This is a genomic window from uncultured Escherichia sp. (genome assembly GCF_948475835.1).
In the GTDB taxonomy this organism is placed as follows: domain Bacteria; phylum Pseudomonadota; class Gammaproteobacteria; order Enterobacterales; family Enterobacteriaceae; genus ECMA0423.
In genome coordinates this window covers 1-25100 of the sequence record NZ_CAOLGM010000060.1, presented here as the reverse complement: position 1 = coordinate 25100, position 25100 = coordinate 1, and the positions used below count along the sequence as shown (strand labels likewise).

Sequence of the window (25100 nt, the reverse complement as noted above, 5' to 3'; positions counted from 1 at the left end):
ACCCACCGCCTGATTATCGTATCCATATCCCGTTGCCGCCCAGCTAAGCGTACTCAATGAGCCGGAGGTCGAGGCACCTGCTAGCCAACTCTCTTTAGCTGGTCGCGTCTTTTTCCCGTTTTCCGACCAGCGATCCATATGAAAGCTACCGCCCCATACCTGCCACGCCAGTGGTGCACCGACGCCGCGCCCCCGGCTAAACAGCTTATTGACCCGCTGGGGGCGTTTGCTGATCACGCGACCGTTAACGATCACCTCAACTTCCACATCGTAAATCCCGTACGGTAGACCCCGGGTATCCACTTCATGATTGCCCATAGTGAAGTTCTGAACGCTTAGTAGCCGCCCATCACGGGTGAGATGTACTTCGCCCGCCGCCGGTAAAAAGGCGATCACTGGCGTGGCTGACTGGCTGCTGTCGAAGATGGTGGAGCTGGCCTGGTTTCCCCAGGAAAGGCCGTAAATCTTCCCTGCTGAAATGGCGGTCATCGGCCCTAAGGACTGCAAGTTCCAGGTGTCGAGCATTCCACCGGCAAATCGGTGACCGGCAAAATCGCGTTCATACATCGCTTTATATAATTCACTGTCCTGTTGACCGCTACCGATCCCGTACAGCGAGCCGTCGAGCACCACATGATGTTCGCGCAGCGCAGTAACGTTATTCAGCGACAGATAGCTGGATGTGTTGCTCCCGCCGTTACGCAACTGGTTGTTATAGACGCCCAAGTTATAGCTCAGATTACTGCTGAGGGTGTTAACACTGGACTGCCCGATGTCTTCGCTACGTGAGCGTAGTACGGTGCCCAGCGCTTCGCGCTTGACCACCAGCTGCAGCAGTAGTTGGCGCAAGCTGAGATCCAGCTGCGCGTTGTCAGTCAGGGGGATGGTAAGGGCCTCATTGAACGGGGCGTTGGCCAGAGCCATCAGCTGCTGTCGAGTTTGTTCGCTGACACTGGCGTTATCTTCACTCTCTTCCAGCTGTATTTTCCGGATGCGTAGCTGTCCATCATCCAGCCAGATAAAAGCGCTGCCGATTCGCTGATCGTCCTGGCGACCCTGGCTACCGGCGAGATGAATATAGAGCGGGACGCTCATGCCGTCCTGAAGCGCCTGACTGAAGGCCTGCGGAATAATCACCCCACCTATTTGCTGCGCACTTATGTCAGCAGCGCTGGCATCGGGTTGAACGAACAAAAAGACCATGCCGAAGGCAAACTGGGCTTTCAGTCCTGGGGAGAACCGTCGTAAAGGCATTGTCGTTATCCATCTGCACAGCTATCTATTTCACGGGAATGAACTTATCACCCTGCCAAAGTGCAACCCGTCCTTTGTTATCCGCCGTGTCCACGCGGGTAAAACGACGCGACTTGCCTGGCATCAGGTAGTAATTCTCTTTACACTCCTTACCATTGGCGGCTTTCAGGCAGGGGCCGTAAGCGAGGATCCGCAGCGTCGCATTTCCTGTATTTGTCAGGGAGCCGTTGGCGTACTGAAAGTGGTAGTTCGCCTGACGAGGGGCGACGACCAGAATGGTGCCGATGCGGGCGGAAGCAGTGGCCACAGCGCTGCGGTTGGCATTATCGCGCTGCGCATCACTGAGGGCCTGATCAAACCAGACAATGCGGTAGTAGCGCTCTTTTTCATCTGCGGGTCCCTTATAGAAGAAGCGGATCACTTCGCTGGCTTGGGCGGGTAGCAGCAAGCTGGCGGGAGTGAGTAGCAACTCATCCGGCTTGTCCATTGAGATAACCTGCCCGTCGTCAAGCGGTGAAGAGAGCCGTTCGAGACGGATATTGATAAGGCGACCACTGTCGGTACTGTTTTTGATCGTTTTGCTCAGCGTGCTGCTGTCACTGTTCATAAACGATGATATATCGCCGACATCCAGCGCCTGGGCCGGAGGTATTCCGGAAAACAGCAGAGCGAGAGGCAGAAGGTGCTTTTTCATAACAATTCCGTCCAGGAATAAAGCAGGGGGGCTACCCCTGCTGGTACATCAGAGAGATTAACTGGTCCAGGTCGCGTCGAACTGTACGCTAACGTCGCCGCTCCAGATGCCTTCCGGTAGAGTGCTGTAATCGGTTACTGCGGTGGTACCATTGGTGGTGCCGCTGATGATGGTGAAGGTGAAACCATCCTGTGCGGTGGTACGATTGCTGGCATTGTAACCGTTAGCCAGCGGGCTAAGGTTGCCGCCCAGTACGCCGTTGGCGGTATCGATCATCATGGTATCGCCAGTTTTTTCGACTGCCGCGCCGTTATAATCCACGCCCACATTCAGTGTGGAACCTGAGGTATCCAACTGGGTTAATGTGTTGGTGATAAGACGTGAGGTCAGTTTAAAGGCGGTAGCCGTTGAGTCACCCTCGATAGCCACGTCAAATAGACCTTTCTGTGAGTTAAAACCTTTAATGCCTTCGGCATACTGGAACGCCAGGCTACCGAGTGGCGTCACAACCAGCTTACTGGTGGTGTCTTTTTTGGCTGTTGCCGACCAGGTCGCTACAGCCTGAGCTGTTACGTCAGCAGCCTGCGCCACACCCATGCCGGTAAACACCGTTACCAGAGCTATTGCCAGAACCTTTTTTTTCATTGCATTTCTTCCCGAGTTGAATTGAGGACGTGATGTCCCAGTGAGTCATTTTTTAAAACTAACTTGCCTGGAGTTTACTGAACCAACTTATATATTTTTGAGTACAGCTTGGCCTCAGCATTACGCCGATGGGTATACACTGTCTTCACACTACAATTTTCAATTCTGGCAATCGATTTAGGTTGCATTCCCTGGGCCGTCATGCGGATAATTTCCATTTCCCGGTCCGTGATTTTATCTTTCTTAATATCTTTTCTCAGGAACCTGCCATTAATCACATAGGCCAGTTCTTTTCTAATATCACGACTCAGTCCAGCGTATACCACGCCCCTAATATTGCTATTGTAATACCAATAATTTGCTAAGGCTTCTGACTTTCTGGCCGCAATCAATACGACCTGTTTCCCCTTTACCGCGGATAACCATTCATTATCACGGTTTATAAATTCAGATAAAGAATCCGTATTGAGATTGATAAACACGAAATCTTTTCTAATTTTCTCCAACGATAGATAAATTAATCTGTCGATATCCACAATCAGTTCAGATAGTCCTTTATAGAAGTAGGCGTCATGGGGAGACCAGATGTATTTATCAGAACGGTTTTGACATTCCATATGGTTTTTAACCTCATAGTCCCTGCTGTAATCACTTTGCCATGTCACTACTTTCCAAACCTATAATTTTTACAGGTGCATTCAGTTTCCTTAGTAAACCGGAAGTAAATAAGATACGTAGCACATATCAATAAAGGTTAAACGAGATTAAGTTTAATTATTTTCGATTGGGCTTAAATTTATGTTTTTTTCCCGATGAGTGTCAATATGTGAACGGAAAAGGAATTCAATGGTTAAGTCAATATTTAGAAAAACTGAAAATATTGCTTTTTTGATAAGAAGAAAAAGACATTTGGTTTCATAAGGTTATTGGCAATATAACGTTCAATTCTTACTTGCATTTTATATTGGTCAGGAACTTTGCCCTGAAGTGTTAGGAATAGTCTTAATGCGCTGTGTGATGGACTAGTAAAAAAACAAGTTTTAAGGGTAAGGGATAGAATATAAAACTATAATGAGCTGTCATTGAAGATGATTTGCCAATCAGTAAGAAATTTTAATGGATTAACATGCCGCACAAAATGGTTATAGGTGTTCATTACAATAAGTGATGGAAAATTGAACGGGCGTATGTACGTCATCTGTTCGGTAAGCCCCCAAGAGCCAGATTAAGTGAAGTTAAACGAAGGCTGCCAGCTGTCACAGGAACGATGGCCTCTTTGTCAGGGCACTGAGTGCAGTTATCTGTGCGCGTTACTCTAACTGGCACTCGAACGTCGGCGACGGGGTTACCGGTGGATCAGACTGTTCCTGTGGCGTAAACGTTTTTATGTTAGTACCAACAGATTTACCACATTTATCATCTTAACAGTTTGAGTGAAAATGCAGGCTGCGCCGCAAAGGGAGGAGACTGAGTGGCGTGTTCAGTCTAAAAGAGAGTTGATGCCAGCATACAGGGGCGAAGCTGGTCAACAAGTCAACATTAAGATAATGGAATATTCGGAGAGAAACGTCAGGCAGTTGGCCTCAAATGAACAGGAGGAATATATCCCCAGGAAAATTAATGTTGGTGTTATAAACACACCAACATTAATCCGATCTGATTATTAATCAGACAAATATCGTTAATCCGTCGAATTTTGAATCAACGTTTTTTCTTACGACCCTGAACGGCCTTAAAACGTGGATTAGATTTACAAATCACATATAGCCGTCCTTTTCGCTTCACAATCTGACAGTCTGGATGGCGTTCTTTTGCGGTACGCAGAGAGTTAAGAACTTTCATCACGCCCCCTTTTTCGTGCTAACAAAACGACCAAAACGTTGGGTGAATCGTGCAACATTTCCTTCTGATGCCACTGTTCTCAGCTTCCCTGTATAGAACGGGTGCGATTTAGAAGAGACATCAATTGTCACGTATGGATACGTTACGCCATCCAGCTCAATCTCACGGTCTGTTTTGATAGTCGAGCCGATTTTAAAGTACTCATCAACACTGGTGTCGTGGAACACCACAGTACGATACTCAGGATGGATATTGGGCTTCATCATTTTTACCTGTTATGTTATAACATAACCATAAAGATACATGCTCATCCGGATCATTTCAACACTCAATCCCTGTGACTCTTTGTGGATGTGGAATTTTCGCAACGGGGAACTCTGGCATTGTTAGCAGCCATTGGTGACGCTCCCATAAACGCCTGGATGAGTGATTGATGATGGTTTTGCTGAGAGTATGGATTTTTCGAGAATGGAGGTTATCTCCACTTTACTGGCCGATGATTTATCGCAGTATGATTGATTACCTGACAGCGTGTATTCCTCTCCCACGGATATAATAATTACTTACAAAAAGGGAGAGGATGCATATTTTAAATATCACTGAAGTGAACAGTTTATTGCCGTTATTAATAGAAATGGAGAAATAAATAGGCGTATTCTACAATTGCGACAAAAACAACGATATTAATCAGTTTATGACTGATTTGTTGTACTTTATTCTCTTTCATTGGTACTTCCTCGCTTTAAAAAAGAGCGCACTTCGTAAGTGCCCTTATATAAATAACGAGTTTGGTCAACCAATTTTTTGACATGTATCACAAATTTGAATGGATGTATTACATCGGCTATCTTTTATTGCACCAACGTCATTGATATATGTCGCCTGAAGTCAGTTCCGGGAATGAGTCTGATCTCAAGACTGGCCCAGTCCGGGCGTTGATTGGCGCTGAGGAGCATATCGCATCTCATCATAATGTCGTATCTCCTGGGGTGTTATACAAGATATCGTTGTTGGTGACCTGGGAGAGGAATTGAGTTCTATTAAACCGTCAACTATGCCGGATACATACTGGATTACACTGCAGGCACGCCTTACGAGAGAACGTGCCGCAGTGACGGGTTAATTATCTGAAAGAATTTGCGAGGCTGTATCGGTTACTCATTGGTTTGATAGTTTTACTCTCGGGAGAGTAATAGATATTTAATTCATTAACGGAAACCAGTCAGTTCCTTTCGATGCCTGAATTTGATCCCATAGTTTATCCGGAATGGTTAATTCATGAACAAGTTGTGTTATCGTTCATGAGAAGCATAACGTAAAGGGAAAAGCTCGATTAGACGGCAGGATTTGTCAGGGGTTATGAACGAAATTCATAAATCTGTTTGAGTGTTGCGATGGGTAGTGCAAGTTCGATATCTCCGCAATTTACAGTCTGATGAATGAAAATGAATATCCATAAAAAATATATTGGTTTATCCTGGCGTATATACCTACTTCGATGTATTGCCAATCGTGGTAAATTAAAGACAGGTCATTATTATTCACTCTGAATAATGAATTATTCACTGTCCGCAGAGTAAGAAATATAACTTAGGTATCTATTTAATGACTTGCACAAAAAGCTAAATTTTTACCCATAAATAAAAATATAATCCCGCGCCCAACCACCTGATGAGTGGCTACAGGCACTGGATATATTAGGTGGCAGTGTACTTTCTTACATAAAGGTATTTCCTTTGCTGCGGAAAAGGAAACCGGGAAATCTCCGGTTTTTCTGACAAGCAGACGCCATTATTTGTGTCTGCCTATGTTCGTTAATTCGTTCATCAGGAAATTATCTCAATGTCACGTTATAAAACAGGTCATAAACAACCACTATTTCGTTATTCAGTTCTGGCCCGCTGCGTGGCGTGGGCAAATATCTCTGTTCAGGTTCTTTTTCCACTCGCTGTCACCTTTACCCCAGTAATGGCGGCACATGCGCAGCATGCGGTTCAGCCACGGTTGAGCATGGAAAATACCACGGTAACTGCTGATAATAATGTGGAGAAAAATGTCGCGTCGTTTGCCGCAAATGCCGGGACATTTTTAAGCAGTCAGCCAGATAGCGATGCGACACGTAATTTTATTACCGGAATGGCCACCGCTAAAGCTAACCAGGAAATACAAGAGTGGCTCGGGAAATATGGTACAGCGCGCGTCAAACTGAATGTCGATAAAGATTTCTCGCTGAAGGATTCTTCGCTGGAAATGCTTTATCCGATTTATGATACGCCGACAAATATGTTGTTCACTCAGGGGGCAATACATCGTACAGACGATCGTACTCAGTCAAATATTGGTTTTGGCTGGCGTCATTTTTCAGGAAATGACTGGATGGCGGGGGTGAATACTTTTATCGATCATGATTTATCCCGTAGTCATACCCGCATTGGTGTTGGTGCGGAATACTGGCGCGATTATCTGAAACTGAGCGCCAATGGTTATATTCGGGCTTCTGGCTGGAAAAAATCGCCGGATATTGAGGATTATCAGGAACGCCCGGCGAATGGTTGGGATATCCGCGCAGAGGGCTATTTACCTGCCTGGCCGCAGCTTGGCGCAAGCCTGATGTATGAACAGTATTATGGCGATGAAGTCGGGCTGTTTGGTAAAGATAAGCGCCAGAAAGACCCGCATGCTATTTCTGCCGAGGTGACCTATACGCCAGTGCCTCTTCTGACACTGAGCGCCGGGCATAAGCAGGGCAAGAGCGGTGAGAATGACACTCGCTTTGGCCTGGAAGTTAATTATCGGATTGGCGAACCTCTGGAGAAACAACTCGATACAGACAGCATTCGCGAGCGTCGAATGCTGGCAGGCAGCCGCTATGACCTGGTTGAGCGTAATAACAACATCGTTCTTGAGTACCGCAAATCTGAAGTGATCCGTATTGCTCTGCCTGAGCGTATTGAAGGTAAGGGCGGTCAGACACTTTCCCTGGGGCTTGTGGTCAGCAAAGCAACTCACGGACTGAAAAATGTGCAGTGGGAAGCGCCGTCATTACTGGCTGAAGGTGGCAAAATTACCGGTCAGGGTAGTCAGTGGCAAGTAACGCTCCCGGCTTATCGTCCAGGCAAAGACAATTATTATGCGATTTCTGCGGTTGCCTACGATAACAAAGGCAATGCCTCAAAACGCGTGCAGACAGAGGTGGTCATTACCGGAGCAGGTATGAGTGCCGATCGCACGGCGTTAACGCTTGACGGTCAGAGCCGTATTCAAATGCTTGCTAACGGTAATGAGCAAAGACCGCTGGTGCTGTCTCTGCGCGACGCCGAGGGCCAGCCAGTCACGGGCATGAAAGATCAGATCAAGACTGAACTAACTTTCAAACCGGCTGGAAATATTGTGACTCGTACCCTGAAGGCCACTAAATCACAGGCAAAGCCAACACTGGGTGAGTTCACCGAAACTGAAGCAGGGGTGTATCAGTCTGTCTTTACTACCGGAACGCAGTCAGGTGAGGCAACGATTACTGTTAGTGTTGATGGCATGAGCAAAACCGTCACTGCAGAACTGCGGGCCACGATGATGGATGTGGCAAACTCCACCCTGAGCGCTAACGAGCCGTCAGGTGACGTGGTTGCTGATGGTCAGCAAGCCTACACGCTGACGCTGACTGCGGTGGATACTGATGGTAACCCGGTGACGGGAGAGGCCAGCCGCTTGCGATTTGTTCCGCAAGACACTAATGGTGTCACCATTGGTACAATTTCGGAGATAAAACCAGGCGTTTACAGCGCTACGGTTTCTTCGACCCGTGCCGGAAACGTTGTTGTGCGTGCTTTCAGCGAGCAGTATCAGCTGGGCACATTACAACAAACGCTGAAGTTTGTTGCCGGGCCGCTTGATGCAGCACATTCGTCCATCACCCTGAATCCTGATAAACCGGTGGTTGGGGGTACAGTTACGGCAATCTGGACGGTAAAAGATGCCTATGACAACCCTGTGACCAGCCTCACGCCGGAAGCGCCGTCATTAGCGGGTGCCGCTGCTGTAGGTTCTACGGCATCGGGCTGGACAAATAATGGTGATGGGACGTGGACTGCGCAGATTACTCTCGGCTCTACGGCGGGTGAATTAGAAGTTATGCCGAAGCTAAATGGACAGGATGCGGCAGCAAATGCGGCAAAAGTAACCGTGGTGGCTGATGCGTTATCTTCAAACCAGTCGAAAGTCTCTGTCGCAGAAGATCACGTAAAAGCCGGCGAAAGTACAACCGTGACGCTTATTGCAAAAGATGCACATGGCAACGCTATCAGTGGTCTTTCGTTGTCGGCAAGTTTGACGGGGACCGCCTCTGAAGGGGCGACCGTTTCCAGTTGGACCGAAAAAGGTGACGGTTCCTATGTTGCTACGTTAACTACAGGCGGAAAGACGGGCGAGCTTCGTGTCATGCCGCTATTCAACGGCCAGCCAGCAGCCACCGAAGCCGCGCAGTTGACGGTCATCGCCGGAGAGATGTCATCAGCGAACTCTACGCTTGTTGCGGACAATAAGGCTCCGACCGTCAAAACGACGACGGAACTCACCTTCACCGTGAAGGATGCGTACGGGAACCCGGTCACCGGGATGAAGCCAGATGCACCAGTGTTTAGCGGTGCCGCCAACACGGGGAGTGAGCGTCCTTCAGCAGGAAACTGGACAGAGAAAGGTAATGGGGTCTACGTGTCGACCTTAACGCTGGGATCTGCCGCGGGTCAGTTGTCTGTGATGCCGCGAGTGAACGGCCAAAATGCCGTTGCTCAGCCACTGGTGCTGAATGTTGCAGGTGACGCATCTAAGGCTGAGATTGGTGATATGACAGTGAAGGTTGATAACCAGCTGGCTAATGGACAATCGACTAACCAGGTAACCCTGACCGTTGTGGACACCTATGGTAACCCGTTGCAGGGGCAAGAAGTTACGCTGAATTTACCGCAGGGTGTGACCAGCAAGACGGGTAATACAGTAACAACCAATGCGGCAGGTAAATCGGATATTGAGTTGATATCAACCGTTGCAGGGGAACTTGAAATCGCGGCCGCGGTGAAAAACTCTCAGAAGACGGTCACGGTGAAATTCAACGCGGATGCCAGCACCGGTCAGGCAAACCTGCAGGTAGACACCGCCGTTCAAAAAGTAGCAAACGGCAAAGATGCCTTTACGCTGACGGCGACCGTTGAGGATAAAAATGGTAACCCTGTTCCAGGGAGCCTGGTGACCTTTAATCTGCCCCGGGGTGTCAAGCCGCTTACAGGCGATAATGTCTGGGTGAAAGCCAACGATGAGGGGAAAGCCGAGTTGCAGGTGGTTTCAGTGACTGCCGGAACGTATGAGATCACGGCATCGGCAGGGAATAGCCAGCCTTCGAATACGCAGACTATAACGTTTGTAGCCGATAAGGCTACCGCAACCGTCTCCGGTATTGAGGTGATGGGCAACTATGCGCTGGCGGACGGCAAAGCCAAACAAACGTATAAAGTTACGGTGACTGATGCCAATAACAATTTGGTGAAAGATAGCGAAGTGACGCTGACTGCCAGCCCGGCTTCGTTAAACCTGGAACCGAATGGCACTGCGACAACGAATGAGCAAGGGCAGGCTATTTTCACCGCTACCACTACTGTTGCGGCGACATACACACTCAAGGCGCAAGTGAGTCAGACCAACGGTCAGGTATCAACGAAAACTGCCGAATCTAAATTCGTTGCGGATGATAAAAACGCGGTACTCACCGCATCATCTGATATGCAATCTCTGGTGGCGGATGGGAAATCGACTGCGAAGCTGGAGGTGACACTGATGTCGGCAAACAACCCCGTTGGCGGGAATATGTGGGTCGACATTCAGACGCCGGAAGGGGTGACGGAGAAGGATTATCAGTTCCTGCCGTCGAAAAATGACCATTTCGTGAGCGGAAAAATCACGCGTAAATTTAGTACCAGCAAGCCTGGTGTCTATACGTTCACATTTAACGCCCTGACCTATGGCGGGTACGAAATGAAGCCAGTGACGGTGACCATTACCGCGGTGGATGCCGATACGGCAAAGGACGAGGAGGCGATGAAATAATTTTAAGAATATGAAAGTAACATTCTAATAAACAATAATGGCGTTGACATCTTCAACGCCATTATTTATTGAATTTCCTGACAGTAGTCTCGTTATAAATTCATTTAGATATAGCGAAAACTAAACCGGACGAACGGGGATAAAAATTTCGCAAACAACATCATTGCTATCCTTTTCTACGAAATCTTCATTGTAATAAAACCGCTCAATATCACTGCCGTTCACTCTGGCTAACCCCCTGGCGGGTAATTCCATCAGATAGAGGTTTCGCGCCCATTCAGGGTAGTGCTCCCACTCACCTTCATAGCGGAAAGAGGCATACAGTCCTCGGTTAATTGTCCACTCTTTCGGCATCTCTGAATCGGTTTGTTTGCATACCGTACCGGCAAAAGTTTCAACCGTGAGCAAATCGACCGATTTTGTTGACGGTTCAAACGTGGAGACGAAATAGATATCCGTCTTAAAATTATTCATACATCTGGCTAAATGATGACGTCGCAGTTTGACTTCTTCATCCGGTGATTTATTCGACACTTCAATGTCATATTTAAATGAGTTGCCAAAAATAGGTGTCTCAGGAAAATTGACTAATCTACACTCCGTCTTTTGCTGTTGACGTATTAAAAAAGAAGGGAAGATATTTGCGAGATCCCAATAATCACGGTGGCGGTATTCACGGGGAGAGCAGCCGAATAACTTTTTAAATTCGCGGCTGAATGACTGCTGTGAATCAAAATGCAAAGAGAGTGCAATATCAAGCATAGATTTCGCGGTGAGCCGGACAAGAATGGCGGCACGACAAAGCCTTCGTTTGCGAATGTATTCTCCCAAAGGCACATGCATGAAATTTCGGAACAGAAGCTGGATGTTGCGTCTGCTGTAGCCAGATTTCTGTGCGATATCTTCGATTGAAATAGGGTGCTCAAGATTGCACTCAATCCACTCCAGGAGCTGCTGTAGAATCTTCTGCCTGATCATCACATTCTCCGTTAATTCTTTGTCATATCGCACATTTTCGTTATGCCCTGGGCCCTAAGTGTATCAAAAACAGCAAGGGCGAAGGCAAAAGCACTGGTAGCGTCTGCTTCGTTGTCCCCGAAAATAGAGAGGTTTCAGTCCTACATTATTAATGAATTTTTTGCATAAGTGATATCAAAATCCACATACTACTTTGAGGTTACGTTTTAACGTAGACTCATTGTTCATGCCTAATGGAGGGACTGACAGTGGAATTTTCCGTATAGTCTGCTTCAGAGTATTGCAGATGCCCATCAAAAATCGATTTCTCACTGACAGATAAAGAAATGGCACAAATTAGTTCGCTTGATTTGGGTTATGTTGGGGAGTCGGTAAAACATTTTAATCCTGAATTTGTTCGTGGTTGTCTTGCTGTAAAAATACATGATTGATATTAATCATGTATTTTACCTAAGACGACAAAAACCTTTTAACAGGGAGTGATATTGATCTTCACTCTGTCATATCTCCGGTAATATGGCGTCAGGCTTCATCATCAGAAAGGGGGCCTGACGCCTGAAAAAGTGAACAACAGACAGTGTTCGGATTATCAATATTCAGTTTTTAACGTTGAACTGGATTCATTACTGCGTTGTTTAAGAATTTCCCGCGCCGAATCTGCCATTATCATGACTGCACCTGCCAGCATCAGAGTATCTTTCAATACCAGGCGACCAGCACCGGATAAATAAGGGAAACCATGATGAGCGTCACCCAATGCGGGTACCCATGCCTCCGGGGTGGTGATTAAAAATGAGAGTGTTACCAACGGTGTGGTAAATGCCATCAGCCCTCCCAATAAACCTAACCAGCGATTGACAGGATTAGCCAAAACCAGCAGAGCAATAATCACCTCCACGACGCCAAGACCGTTGGAAAAACCATAGGTATTATTGGCCGATTGCCATGCCCTTGCTTCTGGTTTGTATTCGCCTTCGTGAGTCAGATACTGTTTATAGTCTTCCGGGTGTTCATAAAAGAACGACATTAGTGGACTGTTTGCGACGAATGGTGTAATGCTGTCTGCCTCGTAAGGGACAAACTTTAATAACCCAATCCACATAAAAACAATTGCAATACTCAGACGAATCAATGTCAGGCCAATTTTATCTCCCCGACTTAACAGGTGCAGGTATTTTTCCATTGTGAACATCCTTATTTATACAATACTGCTGTTGCGGTTGAATTATTATCAATTCGCATCGATGTGACTTTCCAGGATGAAGCATTATATTTTCTGGCTATATCAGCAATGGTATCCTCCAGAACTGTCGGTGATGCTGATACTGACGAGACGCTGATATGTTTCAGAATTATTTTATCATCTGCATTGGCGGAAAATGCCATAACGCCAGATAATAGTGTTGCAAATAAAACAGATTTTTTAAACATATAAAATACCATCAATGAAGTGATTAAGAAGTTATAGAGTAACAGGGAATTAATAAGATTCTTTTCTCTGAGACGCCAGAATATTTGTTCTGGCGTCTGATTTTGAGTTTATTTGACTAATGAAAATAGATCATTGAGTGATTCGCTCATCGACGGATGAGTAAATATCTGATCGCGTAATATGCTATAAGGCAGCCCGGCATCCATCACCATTTTCACTATATTGATCATCTCGTGGGAGTCAACACACAGCAGTGATGCCCCTAATATACGTTGGGTTTTATTATCAACAATCGCTTTTAATACCCCACGAGTATCATTCATCACTCTGGCACGCGGAATTGCAGCTACAGGCAATGTCACCACCTGAATATCAGCACCACTCTCTCTGGCCTGTTCTTCTGTCATACCAACCCTGGACAGTGGCGGTGTCATGAATACGGAATAAGGCACATTTTTCCGATCATCAGTACTACGTCTGCCTTCTCCCAGCAACTCATCACGCACAATGCGGTAATCATCCAGTGAAATATAAGTAAATTGCAGCCCGCCGGTAACATCTCCCATCGCCCAAATATTGTCTGCGGTGGTATGTAATTGCTTGTCAACGACAATTGCCCCGCGCTCGTTTACTGCGATACCGGCATTTTCTGGATGTAACGAAGCGGTAGCCGGTTGACGACCGGAAGCTATTAACAGTGCATCCACCGCCAGTTGGGCGTGCTCGCTATGCACTTGCACTTGATTTTCATGGTGACTGATTCGCTCCACATGGGCATTGAGGATAATATCGACGCCCTGATCGCGTAAAATCGTCGCGATATTATCAGCAATATCCCGATCTTCCCGAGGCAAAAACAGCGAAGCTGCTTCTAAAATGGTTACCTTGCTGCCAAAATTAGCGAACATAGAGGCGAACTCAACGCCAATATATCCGCCGCCCAAAATACCTAAATGCCCAGGCAATTCTTTTAGATTAAGTAATCCGGTGCTGTCATATACACCAGGCGTGGTGGTAATTCCAGGAATTGGCGGAACCACGGTTTGTGCACCGGTATTAATAAAAATTTTCTCGCCATGAATTTCCAGATTTCCCTCAGGCCGATGAACACGCAGGCTATGATTATTGATAAACTCCGCCTGGCCGTCGATCACGTCGATATTGGGCATATCCGCAAGATTATGAAAATTCTTATTACGTAAAAAATTAACCACTTCATTTTTACGCTGTATGGCACGGACAAAATCTGTGTGCTGCTGTGCGTCATGAACCAATGTTTTGGTTGGGATGCAGCCGATATTAATACAGGTCCCGCCATACATTGCATTTGATTGTTCGATGAGAGCCACTCGCCAACCTGCTTTTGCCAGCGTGACGGCTAATGTTTTTCCAGCCTTGCCAAAACCAATAATCACTGCCTGATATTTATTCATGATGATTTCCTGTCGAAACGCGTTCATTTGACATCATGACTATAGACACAAAAGAGCAAATACCATTTCTTCACAACGCTTGATATTTTGTCTTATCGTCTGGTATTTTCTTTTTCTTAATCAGAATCACAAAACAAAAATCATGATTAACTATTTGATGGTATTAGATTAGTTATTTACTAAGATTGTTGGTGTTTGTAATCAAAAACCACTCAGGAGTCTGATATGGATGCCCTTAGCCGTTTGTTGATGCTTAACGCTCCACAAGGAACGATCGATAAGAATTGCGTGTTAGGAAGTGACTGGCAGCTTCCACATGGTGCCGGGGAATTATCGGTTATTCGTTGGCATGCGTTAACGCAAGGAGCGGCGAAGCTGGAAATGCCGACGGGAGAGATTTTTACATTACGCCCGGGAAATGTGGTCCTGCTACCACAAAATTCAGCTCATCGCCTGAGTCATGTCGATAATGAATCGACCTGTATTGTCTGCGGCACTCTTCGGTTGCAACATTCGGCGCGTTATTTTTTAACGTCTTTGCCGGAAACGCTGTTTTTAGCACCGGTTAACCACAGCGTAGAATATAACTGGCTGAGGGAGGCGATCCCGTTTTTACAACAGGAATCCAGATTGGCAATGCCGGGAGTGGATGCACTGTGTAGCCAGATCTGCGCTACATTCTTTACCCTCGCGGTGCGTGAGTGGATTGCACAGGTTAATACTGAGAAAAACATTCTCAGTTTGCTTCTGCATCCACGTCTTGGTGCGGTAATACAGCAAATGTTGGAAATGCCAGGACACGCCTGGACCGTCGAATCGCTGGCCAGCATCGCCCACATGTCCCGGGCAAGTTTTGCCCAGCTTTTCCGTGATGTTTCCGGAACCACGCCGCTGGCTGTATTAACAAAGTTGCGTCTACAAATAGCGGCCCAGATGTTTTCCCGGGAAACGCTCCCTGTTGTGGTGATCGCTGAGTCAGTAGGCTATGCCAGTGAATCATCTTTTCACAAGGCGTTTGTCCGCGAGTTTGGTTGTACCCCGGGAGAATATCGGGAAAGGGTCAGACAGCTTGCACCCTGAATAAAACCGCCAGGAATCGGAGCAAAGATAATCCGCATTCCGGGTGTTGTGAGCCTTTCAGCTATTTCTATTTCCAACGGTGGTTTGGGCTTTATATATTTTTTTTCTGATGGACTCTAGCTCGGTTTTTAAATAAAAATGCAAACTAAATTGCTTCAATTAAATAAAACTCCGACTATTACTTGATACGTGATTATTGTCGGTGATTTTGTTTGTACACCATCAGTGTATATCTCAATAACCCCTGAATAAGTAGCTCTGAATAGGTATAAGGGATGTGGCCATTTTTAAATGGATTTCTTATGCCAAAAATGATCGTCGATTTCCCCATAAAATGTGAGCGATGCCGAAAGAAATAAAATTAGTTATTGCATTTGAAGTTTGGATGAAAGATTATCATTTGTCATACAAATGAGGGGTGGTATGTTGCTAGCCAATTAAAAAAGAACGCCATATTTATTGATGATTGATCCCCCGGTGGGGGGGAAACATCGGGCATAAATGGGCATGAAGTAATGGAGTATTAGTTGTGAATGTCAATTTCTTTGTCACCTGTATTGGTGACGCCCTGAAATCAAGAATGGCACGAGACTCCGTGCTGCTACTGGAAAAACTCGGCTGTCGCGTAAATTTCCCGGAGAAACAGGGATGCTGCGGTCAGCCTGCGATCAATAGCGGTTATATCAAAGAAGCGATTCCAGGGATGAAAAATCTGATCGCCGCACTGGAGGATAACGACGATCCCATTATTTCACCAGCTGGCTCTTGCACCTATGCCGTAAAAAGTTACCCGACGTATCTGGCGGATGAACCTGAATGGGCATCACGAGCCGAAAAGGTTGCCGCGCGTATGCAGGATCTCACCTCTTTTATTGTTAATAAATTAGGGGTAGTCGATGTAGGTGCCAGTTTGCAAGGGAGAGCGGTGTATCACCCATCTTGTAGCCTGGCCCGTAAGCTGGGGGTGAAGGACGAACCACTTACGCTGCTGAAAAATGTGCGTGGACTGGAGCTGTTGACCTTTGCTGAACAGGATACCTGCTGCGGATTTGGCGGCACGTTCTCGGTCAAAATGGCCGAAATATCCGGCGAGATGGTGAAAGAAAAGGTTGCGCACCTGATGGAAGTCCGCCCTGAGTATTTAATTGGTGCTGACGTGAGTTGCCTGCTGAACATCAGTGGGCGATTACAACGGGAAGGGCAGAAAGTCAAAGTGATGCATATTGCTGAAGTGTTGATGAGCCGCTGAGGATATAAAGATGTCGATCAAAACCAGTAATACAGATTTTAAGACACGCATCCGTCAGCAAATTGAAGATCCGATCATGCGCAAAGCGGTGGCAAACGCGCAGCAGCGTATTGGGGCAAATCGGCAAAAAATGGTCGATGAATTGGGGCACTGGGAGGAGTGGCGCGATCGGGCTGCCCAGATACGTGATCATGTTCTGAGTAATCTCGACGCTTATCTGTACCAGCTCTCAGAAAAAGTGACGCAAAACGGCGGTCACGTCTGGTTTGCAAAAACCAAAGAAGACGCTACCCGCTACATTTTACAGGTTGCCCAACGCAAAAATGCCCGGAAGGTGGTGAAATCTAAATCGATGGTGACCGAAGAGATTGGTGTCAATCATGTATTGCAGGATGCTGGCATTCAGGTGATTGAAACCGATCTGGGTGAATATATTCTCCAGCTGGATCAAGATCCGCCATCTCATGTTGTGGTCCCGGCAATTCATAAAGATCGCCATCAGATCCGTCGAGTGCTACACGAACGTCTGGGCTATGAGGGGCCGGAAACGCCTGAAGCAATGACCTTATTCATCCGGCAAAAAATCCGCGAAGATTTCCTCAGTGCTGAAATAGGTATTACCGGCTGTAATTTCGCGGTGGCAGAGACAGGTTCGGTATGCCTGGTGACCAATGAAGGTAATGCGCGAATGTGTACCACGCTGCCTAAAACGCATATTGCAGTGATGGGAATGGAGCGTATTGCCCCCACGTTTGCCGAGGTAGATGTATTGATCACCATGCTGGCGCGCAGTGCCGTTGGTGCACGTTTGACGGGATACAACACCTGGCTGACAGGACCGCGCGAAGCGGGGCACGTTGATGGTCCTGAAGAGTTTCATCTGGTTATTGTCGATAACGGGCGTTCTGAGGTGCTGGCCTCTGAATTTCGGGATGTGCTGCGCTGTATTCGCTGCGGGGCTTGTATGAATACTTGTCCGGCATATCGCCATATTGGCGGTCATGGATATGGCTCTATTTATCCAGGGCCAATTGGTGCGGTGATTTCTCCGCTACTTGGCGGCTATAAAGATTTTAAAGATTTACCCTACGCCTGCTCTTTATGCACTGCTTGTGACAGCGTGTGTCCGGTGCGTATTCCGCTGTCAAAACTGATTTTGAGTCATCGTCGGGTGATGGCTGAAAAAGGGATCACCGCAAAAGCAGAGCAACGGGCGATAAAAATGTTCGCTTATGCCAATAGTCATCCAGGATTGTGGAAAGTCGGGATGATGGCCGGCGCTCATGCGGCAAGCTGGTTTATCAATGGCGGCAAAACACCACTCAAATTTGGCGCGATTAGCGACTGGATGGAAGCACGCGATCTTCCTGAAGCTGACGGAGAGAGTTTCCGTAGTTGGTTTAAGAAACATCAGGCGCAGGAGAAAAAGAATGGATAATCGAGGCGAATTTTTGAATAACGTTGCTCAGGCACTGGGTCGCCCGCTGCGACTTGAACCGCAAGCAGAAGATGCGCCGCTTAACAACTATGCTAACGAGCGGCTTACCCAACTTAACCAACAGCAGCGCTGTGACGCGTTTATTCAGTTTGCCAGCGATGTTATGTTGACGCGCTGTGAGCTGACCAGCGAGGCGAAGGCGGCAGAAGCTGCAATACGGCTGTGTAAAGAGGTGGGAGATCAGTCGGTCGTGATTAGCGGTGACACGAGGCTCGAGGAATTGGGGATTAGTGAACGTTTGCAGCAGGAATGCAATGCCGTTGTTTGGGATCCGGCGAAAGGTGCCGAGAATATCTCGCAGGCCGAGCAGGCTAAAGTGGGTGTCGTGTATGCTGAATATGGTTTAACCGAATCGGGAGGCGTGGTTCTTTTTTCCGCCGCCGGGCGCGGGCGTTCATTGAGCCTGCTCCCGGAATCTTCTCTTTTTATCCTGCGTAAAAGCACAATCCTGCCGCGTGTAGCGCAACTCGCAGAAAAATTGCATCAGAAAGCGCAGGCCGGTGAACGAATGCCGTCCTGCATTAACATCATTAGCGGCCCTAGTTCAACGGCGGATATTGAGCTTATCAAAGTCGTCGGGGTTCATGGTCCGGTGAAAGCGGTGTATCTGATTATTGAGGATTGCTGAGAGAGATATGAGATCTGAACATAAACCTGAAGAAGGCATACGAGGTTGAAAATAGCGTTAAGGACAACCTGACTTAACCCCGTTCCGTCATGGTTATGCTGCTCTTCTGTAAATATCCTGGCATTAGTAATGCCAGGATATTTACAGTGAAAAAGACAGGCATCCATTCCTGAAAACGGGTTCCCTTCCCGGTCATTGTCACTTCAGCTTTATACAGGCACTCTCTATCAGAATGCTGTTTATTACTACCCAGAGTTTTGTTGGTATTCATCTACCATTTTTTTGACAAGGCAAAACATTACAGAAATTACAATGCTTAGAAAAAATCCCAGAGCCAGGCAAATGGCAGCAGGGTATTTATTTTTTATTTCTGGTGAGCTTATAGTTACACAGCCATCACCGTTCGGATACAATGACCAGTTCCTGGTCAGGTATATCATTTTTGTATAAAGCTCACTGTTAATTGCTGAAGGTGTTTGTATCTCATCGAGAACTTGCCTGCCATTATGGTATTCTGACGCATACCATTTGATAATAGACGCCTGCACGCGAGATATTTCCGCTTCAGCAGTTGGTAAATCTCTCTTATCTCCTGACCATTCCAGCTTTATTTCTCTGTTCTTGACATCTGGGCTGGTGTGAAAAAATGTAGTAATTCGCTGAATAACATCTTCAGTCATTGTGGTCTGACAGGCAAAATTATTATTGCTATCACAGCTAACAAGTATACCTGGCGTTGTCTGGTTTATTTTTAGGCTGTAAATCACTTTTATATTGTCTTTATTGATATACAGAAACAACAGCACCATAGCCATACATATAGCCATAATAAAAAGGATAACACGAATCTTTTTCTTCAGATAAAATAAAATCTCAATCAGATCGATATCCTGTTTGATTTGTTCACGCATAATATATCCAGAAAATAAAATCTGCCGCAGATAAGGTTGTATTAATAGCCTGTATCAGGAATGTTCGGGGTAAATATCAGCAAAAAACCAGCATCATGAATACTGGATGTTTATAGCCTGCAGGCAGCAGTATGCTGCCTGCAGGGGGTATAACAGTCGACAGGGGAACCGACTGCTTTATTCTTACCAGGTCACATTGATACCAACTACACCCTGTAGCGGGTTCTCAATGTCGTCACCTTTGGTGTAGTCAAGGCTTGCATATGCTCCCATGTTTTTGGTGATATCAGCCTGTACACCTGCACCCACGCGGAATGCTGCACCGTCAATGCTGGCATTGACAGACTCATCACCCAGACGGACTTTGTTGCCATCAGAGAATTCGTTCAGTGCGGCCAGATTCAGATAAGGTTTAACGGTCGAGTTGCCCACAGCGAAGTCATAACCCACGCGCGTACCGGCCTCACCCAGCACAGAGTTATAGCTGTCAGAATGAACGTCCACGCCGTTGAGCTGATAATCCACACCTTCCAGCGTCAGCGCAGACAGTTTGGCATATGGCTGAATAAACAGGCCATTACCGTCTTTCCATGTGTAACCGCCTTTAACCATCGCACCGAAACCATTGGTGTTAAAGTCAGCTTTGATGGTACCGCCACCATTCATCAGGCGAACATCTGCCGTGTTGCTGTAGTGACCAAACTGTGCAGCAGTATCAATGAAGATACCGTTGTTATACTGGCGGCTCAGGTAAGCGTGGAAGCTGTAACCTTCAGTGTCGCCTTTGCTCTGCATGGTGGTCATGTCACCTTTCGCAGAAGACATCGCTACACCTGCCAGCCAGCTACCATCTTCAGTCATGAAGCGGGTATCACCACCCAGCATTACACCGTTTACATCCAGGTCATAGGATGCATTTCCCGCGGTGGTATGTTTCTGTTTACCGCCAAAGTACTGAATCCATACGCCGCCCTTGTCATTTTCGCTCAGACGGACAGCATCCTGACGGGCTGAGAGCGTGTCAGCCTGCAGATTAGCAACGTTAGCCGGAGCTGCTGCCATTGCCTGAATCAGGGAGCTGGCGTTGGATGCTTTATGCGTGTTTTTTACGAAATAAAAGTTACCATCAGCTCCCTGTGTCAGGTCATATTGATACAGACCACCTTCCGTTGTGCCTGTGGCTTTTAGAGTGCTGTCTTTGCCGGTAGAAATAAATGCCGTTTGTTCATTGATAAGATCCAATGAACCCGCACTGTAAACACGCAAGTCACCGCTCGCTTTTCCGCTGATATCCAGAGTGTTTTCAGAAGAGGCATCAACAATCAGAGTGCCGTTCTGAGAAGCAAACGTGCCAGTATTGACTGTAGCCTTCGTGATATTAACCGTACTGTCTTTTACTGCCAGAGCATCAACAGTTGAGGATCCCGTAACATTCCAGACAGACCCGTTTTGCAGAGATACACTGGCATCTCCTGCCCCTGAAACTTTGCCTTTCCAGACTGAGCTATCGGAAAGATTTATATCCAGATTACTACCCGCTTTATCGCCGCTATTGAAGGTATAAGCATTACCTTCCCAGTAAGAGCGGGCAACGTTCATGTTTACATTTGTTGTGGTACCGGCTGAATTCTCGCTTGCAGAAAGGGCATGGATATCAGAGTAGATGGTTGAATCGGCGACAGATAAATTTAAATTTTGCGTTGCTGAACCTGCTCCTTGTGCCGAAGCAGAAGCATAAATTGTTTGTTTATTATTAGCCGCCCCAATTACTGAGCCATCCTTAATATTCAGATTGACTGTATGAGTTCCCGTATTCTCCTTGGCAATAACTATTGTTTCAATCCGGCCATTAATAATATTTGAGCCAGCAAGGGTAATGTTGTCGGTTGCATCACCTTTAAAACCATTCAATACGCTACCCTTTTGAGCAAAAATTGCCGTAGAGCCGTTGCTGGAACTCTTATTACCTTGAGCATTTATGGTTGTACCATTTAGCGTTACATTATTTCCCGTGGCCCCTTCCAGAGATATTCCTGTCGCACTACTTTTTTCATTTTTTGCAACGAAATTACCGCCATTAACAACAACATCGCCAGTTGAAGAAATGACCATTGCAGTCCGGACATAGGTGCCTTCACCTTGAGCTGTGATGGTGGAGCCTGTAGCATTAATCACAATATTTTTGTCACCGCTAACTTTTACACCTTCAAGGAATTTTTTGTCTGCCGTTGATTCAGCAGTAATATCATGACCGCCAAAAGTAACATTAAGATCTTTATCTGCCGCATTAATTGTTACGGCTGTAATCTGTTGGTCTGCTGTATTGCTAATAACAACATCTTGATCCAGAGTTGTCTTATCTTTATCCAGTGTAACCGGTGTAGTTGATACCGCGTTATCAGCAGCGAATGCTGGTGCAGAAAGAGCCATAACAATAGCTGTCGCTAATGCGCTGCGGTAAAATGCCTTACTGTTTTTCATGAAGAAATTCTCCATTCTGGTAACTAATTTCAATTTCCCACTTATTTATATTTATGCAGAGATAAAGCCTGCGTCCCTGCATTTACCACCACGGAATACCTGTTGGTATTTCCGTTTTCACGCAATGTCATGGCATTCGTTTTTTCCAATGCATTTCCATCACCGTGAAATTTATTGCTGCTCAGCAGCAGGGCTTCCCGCAATGACATGCTGTCCGGTATTCCCCAACGCTTTTTTAGCGACTGCTCAGCAAGCCATATCTGTCTTATCCCCGTTTTGAGAAACTGCGCACTGTATTCCCAGCTGTGTCCAGCAAGAAGCAACGACAACACCTTCTTTTGCTTTTCCGGGAAGCGTTCTGACATGACGATTGTCTTTGTGCGGTTATTCACCTCATTCATAAAGACAGAGTAACTGTCCATAACTGGCAAATTTTCTGCATGTTTCAGTCCTGAAAACCCACCAGAGGCATTTGCAACACTGATAGCACGCTCTACTGACATTCCTGTTTTCAGTAACCTCAGGTTTTTGAGAACGCCAGAAATACTCACATCCGGTGGCAGAAAAAAGGGCGCGACGCACAACACCACCACGAATGAGTGATCCCGATAAAATCGGAACCACATTTCAGCGCATTCGGCAGGTCGCCCTGCCGATATCACGACACTCTGCGGCCTGTGCCGCAATTTATTGCGTAACTCTTCTTCTGTTCTGATGCAGGTAATATTGCAGACAGAACCGGTTGATAGAGCTTCAAACTGTGCAGGTACAATTCCTGAGGGACAGAAAAGAACGAAACGCATCCTTCCCTCACAGATGTCAGTACGCCAGCACGCTGTACAGGCTGTACAGCGTGCCTCCCACTCCTGCAGCCCAGAGCAGTAGAAATATTTTGGCCCCTACACTGTAGCGAGTCCGTACGCGCCGCAGTGGGTGGTAGTAACAACGCTGCTGTGTCATAACACTCCTGGTCTTTTTTTAGACATATGTTTTCTTTGCCCGGAAAGCACTTTTCCGGATATGGCGTCAGAATTTATTGATTTACCAACGATAACTTTCTCTGGATAAAGAATTCCGGACACCATGTTCTGCACATACTGAGTGAGTCGATGAGCGGAATGTTGTCCGACATATCTTGCATGTAGCCGTATATTCCGTTTGACTCTGCTGTCACCGCATCCTGTATAGAGCAGCCTGAAATCGCTTAGTGTTCCCAGTCCAAGTTTCCTTAATGCCTGTGTGGCAATCGCATGCAGAGTCTTTGAACTGCGTTGTTCATAACGGGCAATCTCACTGAAACTCATGCCCTGCATCAGAATCTTAAGCACGCTTAACTCCCGTGCAGTCAGGAGCCAGAAATCACTCATATCGCCGGGTAAAGGACGTAGTAACCAGCGGATAATTTGATTCTGATAACGACTCGCTTTCAGCAAGGTGCCGATATGTGGGAAGCCGTTATACAGACTTGAAGCAGGAGCATTATCGAACCAGTCGGAGTCACCGGTCAGGCAGACTTGCCATTGCCCGGCATCACTCCGCAAGCGGACAAGACAAGCCAGAAGAACTAACTCCCCCGAAGGAAGCGAAGGGATATCAGCCAACAGGTAGCCACAGGAGGTCTTTAAAACGAATTCAACCTCTGTAGTGACGTTGCTGTACACCCGCACGATATACCTGTCCGCTGGGATGAGAGACTCCAGTGCCAGCCTGGTGAACTGACAGGCACTGATAATAACCAGAGGCTTCTTCATTCAGACTCGTCCACGCCATTGCTACAAAACCTGACATTTTGATTCAAAATGTCAGGTTTGGTTTAATAGCCTGAATATTTAATTTTCTTGGAATATAAATCTAATTTGTTTGATTTTTATTGTTTTTAATTTTGTGTTATTTAACAATATGAGCGAAAGTTAATCACTGGTATGATCTTTGTGGTTAATCATTTCAAATCATGGGGTTATTTTACTTTAGCGAGAAATATCAACATGTTATGTGTTTTATTTAATTGAATGGGCTGTTTTTTTATGGAAGAATTGAGGAAAACGTAGGAATCTGACATTTTGAATCAGAAGGTACTGTTTTAACGAGGCTTTTTTTTCCACACCCCTTTAAAACGAGCAGCATTACTGGCTGTGTATTTGACAGTATGCTGAATATTTCGATGACCCAGATAATCCTGAAGTAGTCGGGTATCGACACCATTGTCAGCCAGAGCAAAACCACAGGCATGACGTAACATATGAGGATGTGCTTTTACAGCTAATCCTGCACGTTTTCCAGCCTCACGAATGATAGAAAAAAAATGTTGTCTGCTGATAGGGCGGCGTTTCCGGGAGAGAAAAAGCCAGTCTCCTTCAACTCCGTTTTCAATTAACTTCCTCTGCTTAAGCCACAACTTGATCAAATTATATTCATCAGGAAGAAGAGGATGTGTTGTCGAGAAACCATTTTTAATACGCCGAATATTAAGTTGTTTTCCAGATGCATCAATATCGGATAAACGTAAATCAAGAAGTTCACTGGCCCTAAAACCGTGAATGAAAGCCATCATAATTAGACAGCGATTTCTTTCAGGAAAGGACATACTCTGGGCTGCATCCATCAGCCTGTAGACTTCATCCTGTGTGAGATATTTTCTCGTTATACGCCACCGTGTACAGTTTTAAAAAAAAGAGAGGCACACCCAGATAAGTATGCCTGCAATCAGAACGTTATCGATGTAATCTCATTATCTCATTATTAAGATTTTTTGAATAGTAGTTCTACGCAACAGATTAAATATGAACTATTTATTGTGCAGCTTTTCTACAAGTCATTTTTAATGCGTGTTTTTATCTACAGTGATGTGAGAAAATAAATATAAAAGCTATGAACTACAG

The 25100-nt window shown here is 46.2% G+C and carries 22 protein-coding genes and 3 pseudogenes; 7 read left to right on the top strand and 18 right to left on the bottom strand.

Annotation, left to right across the window (positions count from 1 at the left end; genetic code table 11):
* The 4 genes and pseudogenes from ecpC to ecpR all read right to left on the bottom strand — a co-directional run.
* A pseudogene (gene ecpC / locus QZF50_RS13160) lies at nt 1–1254 on the bottom strand (fimbrial usher EcpC); the annotation flags it as partial.
* 25 nt (nt 1255–1279) lie between these two features.
* On the bottom strand, nt 1280–1948 hold the full coding sequence (gene ecpB / locus QZF50_RS13155; protein WP_000716392.1) for a fimbrial chaperone EcpB: 669 nt from the start codon (nt 1946–1948) through the stop codon (nt 1280–1282).
* A 57-nt stretch (nt 1949–2005) separates the two neighbouring features.
* The gene (gene ecpA / locus QZF50_RS13150; protein ID WP_061892107.1) at nt 2006–2593 is read right to left on the bottom strand and encodes a common pilus major fimbrillin subunit EcpA; all 588 of its coding nucleotides are present in this window, start codon (nt 2591–2593) and stop codon (nt 2006–2008) included.
* A gap of 74 nt (nt 2594–2667) precedes the next feature.
* Nucleotides 2668–3210: an ECP biosynthesis operon DNA-binding transcriptional regulator EcpR gene (ecpR, locus tag QZF50_RS13145; protein WP_001296902.1), complete on the bottom strand. Its 543-nt coding sequence runs from the start codon at nt 3208–3210 to the stop codon at nt 2668–2670.
* Nucleotides 3211–4032: 822 nt separating this feature from the next.
* Between ecpR and ykgL the strand changes: the two genes are divergently transcribed.
* Entirely contained in the window at nt 4033–4260 is a 228-nt protein-coding gene (ykgL, locus tag QZF50_RS13140) for a protein YkgL (RefSeq protein ID WP_001147277.1), read from the top strand.
* Nucleotides 4261–4294: 34 nt separating this feature from the next.
* Here ykgL and ykgO read toward each other — a convergent pair whose 3' ends face one another.
* From ykgO to QZF50_RS13120, 4 genes and pseudogenes are all read right to left on the bottom strand, one after another.
* A complete protein-coding gene (gene ykgO / locus QZF50_RS13135) occupies nt 4295–4435 on the bottom strand; it encodes a type B 50S ribosomal protein L36 (protein WP_000866436.1) in 141 nt (46 codons plus the stop codon).
* Nucleotides 4435–4698 (bottom strand): type B 50S ribosomal protein L31, encoded by a 264-nt coding sequence (locus QZF50_RS13130; protein ID WP_000803998.1) that lies wholly within the window; start codon nt 4696–4698, stop codon nt 4435–4437. Before QZF50_RS13130 ends, ykgO begins: the two co-directional genes overlap by 1 nt.
* Before the next feature lie 362 nt (nt 4699–5060).
* Entirely contained in the window at nt 5061–5162 is a 102-nt protein-coding gene (gene ykgR / locus QZF50_RS13125; RefSeq protein WP_000662258.1) for a small membrane protein YkgR, read from the bottom strand.
* Nucleotides 5163–5635: 473 nt separating this feature from the next.
* Nucleotides 5636–5725 (bottom strand): annotated as a pseudogene (locus tag QZF50_RS13120) (hypothetical protein); the annotation flags it as partial.
* Between the two features lie 552 nt (nt 5726–6277).
* Between QZF50_RS13120 and fdeC the strand changes: the two are divergent.
* Nucleotides 6278–10531: an inverse autotransporter adhesin FdeC gene (gene fdeC / locus QZF50_RS13115; protein WP_000092556.1), complete on the top strand. Its 4254-nt coding sequence runs from the start codon at nt 6278–6280 to the stop codon at nt 10529–10531.
* A gap of 120 nt (nt 10532–10651) precedes the next feature.
* Here fdeC and QZF50_RS13110 read toward each other — a convergent pair whose 3' ends face one another.
* A complete protein-coding gene (locus QZF50_RS13110; protein ID WP_000621018.1) occupies nt 10652–11509 on the bottom strand; it encodes a helix-turn-helix domain-containing protein in 858 nt (285 codons plus the stop codon).
* A 302-nt stretch (nt 11510–11811) separates the two neighbouring features.
* Here QZF50_RS13110 and QZF50_RS13105 point away from each other — a divergent pair.
* Nucleotides 11812–11940 (top strand): annotated as a pseudogene (locus QZF50_RS13105) (aldo/keto reductase); the annotation flags it as partial.
* Nucleotides 11941–12098: 158 nt separating this feature from the next.
* Here the strand turns inward: QZF50_RS13105 and rclC are convergent.
* The 3 genes from rclC to rclA form a co-directional block, all read right to left on the bottom strand.
* Nucleotides 12099–12692 carry a reactive chlorine species resistance protein RclC gene (gene rclC, locus QZF50_RS13100; RefSeq protein WP_001306921.1) on the bottom strand — a complete coding sequence of 198 codons (594 nt, stop codon included), beginning with the start codon at nt 12690–12692 and terminating at the stop codon, nt 12099–12101.
* Nucleotides 12693–12703: 11 nt separating this feature from the next.
* Nucleotides 12704–12940: a reactive chlorine resistance periplasmic protein RclB gene (gene rclB / locus QZF50_RS13095; RefSeq protein WP_000474074.1), complete on the bottom strand. Its 237-nt coding sequence runs from the start codon at nt 12938–12940 to the stop codon at nt 12704–12706.
* A gap of 108 nt (nt 12941–13048) precedes the next feature.
* Nucleotides 13049–14374 carry a reactive chlorine resistance oxidoreductase RclA gene (rclA, locus tag QZF50_RS13090; protein ID WP_001046304.1) on the bottom strand — a complete coding sequence of 442 codons (1326 nt, stop codon included), beginning with the start codon at nt 14372–14374 and terminating at the stop codon, nt 13049–13051.
* A gap of 225 nt (nt 14375–14599) precedes the next feature.
* Between rclA and rclR the strand changes: the two genes are divergently transcribed.
* The 4 genes from rclR to QZF50_RS13070 all read left to right on the top strand — a co-directional run bounded on the left by rclR (nt 14600) and on the right by QZF50_RS13070 (nt 18829).
* A complete protein-coding gene (rclR, locus tag QZF50_RS13085) occupies nt 14600–15454 on the top strand; it encodes a reactive chlorine-specific transcriptional regulator RclR (RefSeq protein WP_000339587.1) in 855 nt (284 codons plus the stop codon).
* A 529-nt stretch (nt 15455–15983) separates the two neighbouring features.
* Nucleotides 15984–16703 (top strand): (Fe-S)-binding protein, encoded by a 720-nt coding sequence (locus QZF50_RS13080; protein WP_001102115.1) that lies wholly within the window; start codon nt 15984–15986, stop codon nt 16701–16703.
* Between the two features lie 10 nt (nt 16704–16713).
* Nucleotides 16714–18141 (top strand): LutB/LldF family L-lactate oxidation iron-sulfur protein, encoded by a 1428-nt coding sequence (locus QZF50_RS13075; protein WP_000023910.1) that lies wholly within the window; start codon nt 16714–16716, stop codon nt 18139–18141.
* Entirely contained in the window at nt 18134–18829 is a 696-nt protein-coding gene (locus tag QZF50_RS13070; protein WP_290388886.1) for a lactate utilization protein C, read from the top strand. Before QZF50_RS13075 ends, QZF50_RS13070 begins: the two co-directional genes overlap by 8 nt.
* Before the next feature lie 245 nt (nt 18830–19074).
* Here the strand turns inward: QZF50_RS13070 and ykgH are convergent, their stop codons facing one another.
* The 6 genes from ykgH to ipbA form a co-directional block, all read right to left on the bottom strand.
* Nucleotides 19075–19740 carry a protein YkgH gene (gene ykgH / locus QZF50_RS13065; protein WP_001209098.1) on the bottom strand — a complete coding sequence of 222 codons (666 nt, stop codon included), beginning with the start codon at nt 19738–19740 and terminating at the stop codon, nt 19075–19077.
* Between the two features lie 183 nt (nt 19741–19923).
* A complete protein-coding gene (gene hyxB, locus QZF50_RS13060) occupies nt 19924–22221 on the bottom strand; it encodes an outer membrane autotransporter HyxB (protein WP_000798056.1) in 2298 nt (765 codons plus the stop codon).
* Between the two features lie 41 nt (nt 22222–22262).
* Complete coding sequence (gene hyxA, locus QZF50_RS13055; RefSeq protein ID WP_001406334.1) at nt 22263–23024, bottom strand: protein HyxA; 762 nt, start codon at nt 23022–23024, stop codon at nt 22263–22265.
* A 16-nt stretch (nt 23025–23040) separates the two neighbouring features.
* Nucleotides 23041–23181, bottom strand: coding sequence for a hypothetical protein (locus QZF50_RS13050; protein WP_001406335.1), 141 nt, complete (start codon nt 23179–23181; stop codon nt 23041–23043).
* Nucleotides 23178–23972: a LuxR family transcriptional regulator HyxR gene (gene hyxR / locus QZF50_RS13045; RefSeq protein WP_001315275.1), complete on the bottom strand. Its 795-nt coding sequence runs from the start codon at nt 23970–23972 to the stop codon at nt 23178–23180. Before hyxR ends, QZF50_RS13050 begins: the two co-directional genes overlap by 4 nt.
* A gap of 329 nt (nt 23973–24301) precedes the next feature.
* Nucleotides 24302–24865: a tyrosine-type DNA invertase IpbA gene (ipbA, locus tag QZF50_RS13040; RefSeq protein WP_061892108.1), complete on the bottom strand. Its 564-nt coding sequence runs from the start codon at nt 24863–24865 to the stop codon at nt 24302–24304.
* Nucleotides 24866–25100: the final 235 nt, after the last annotated feature.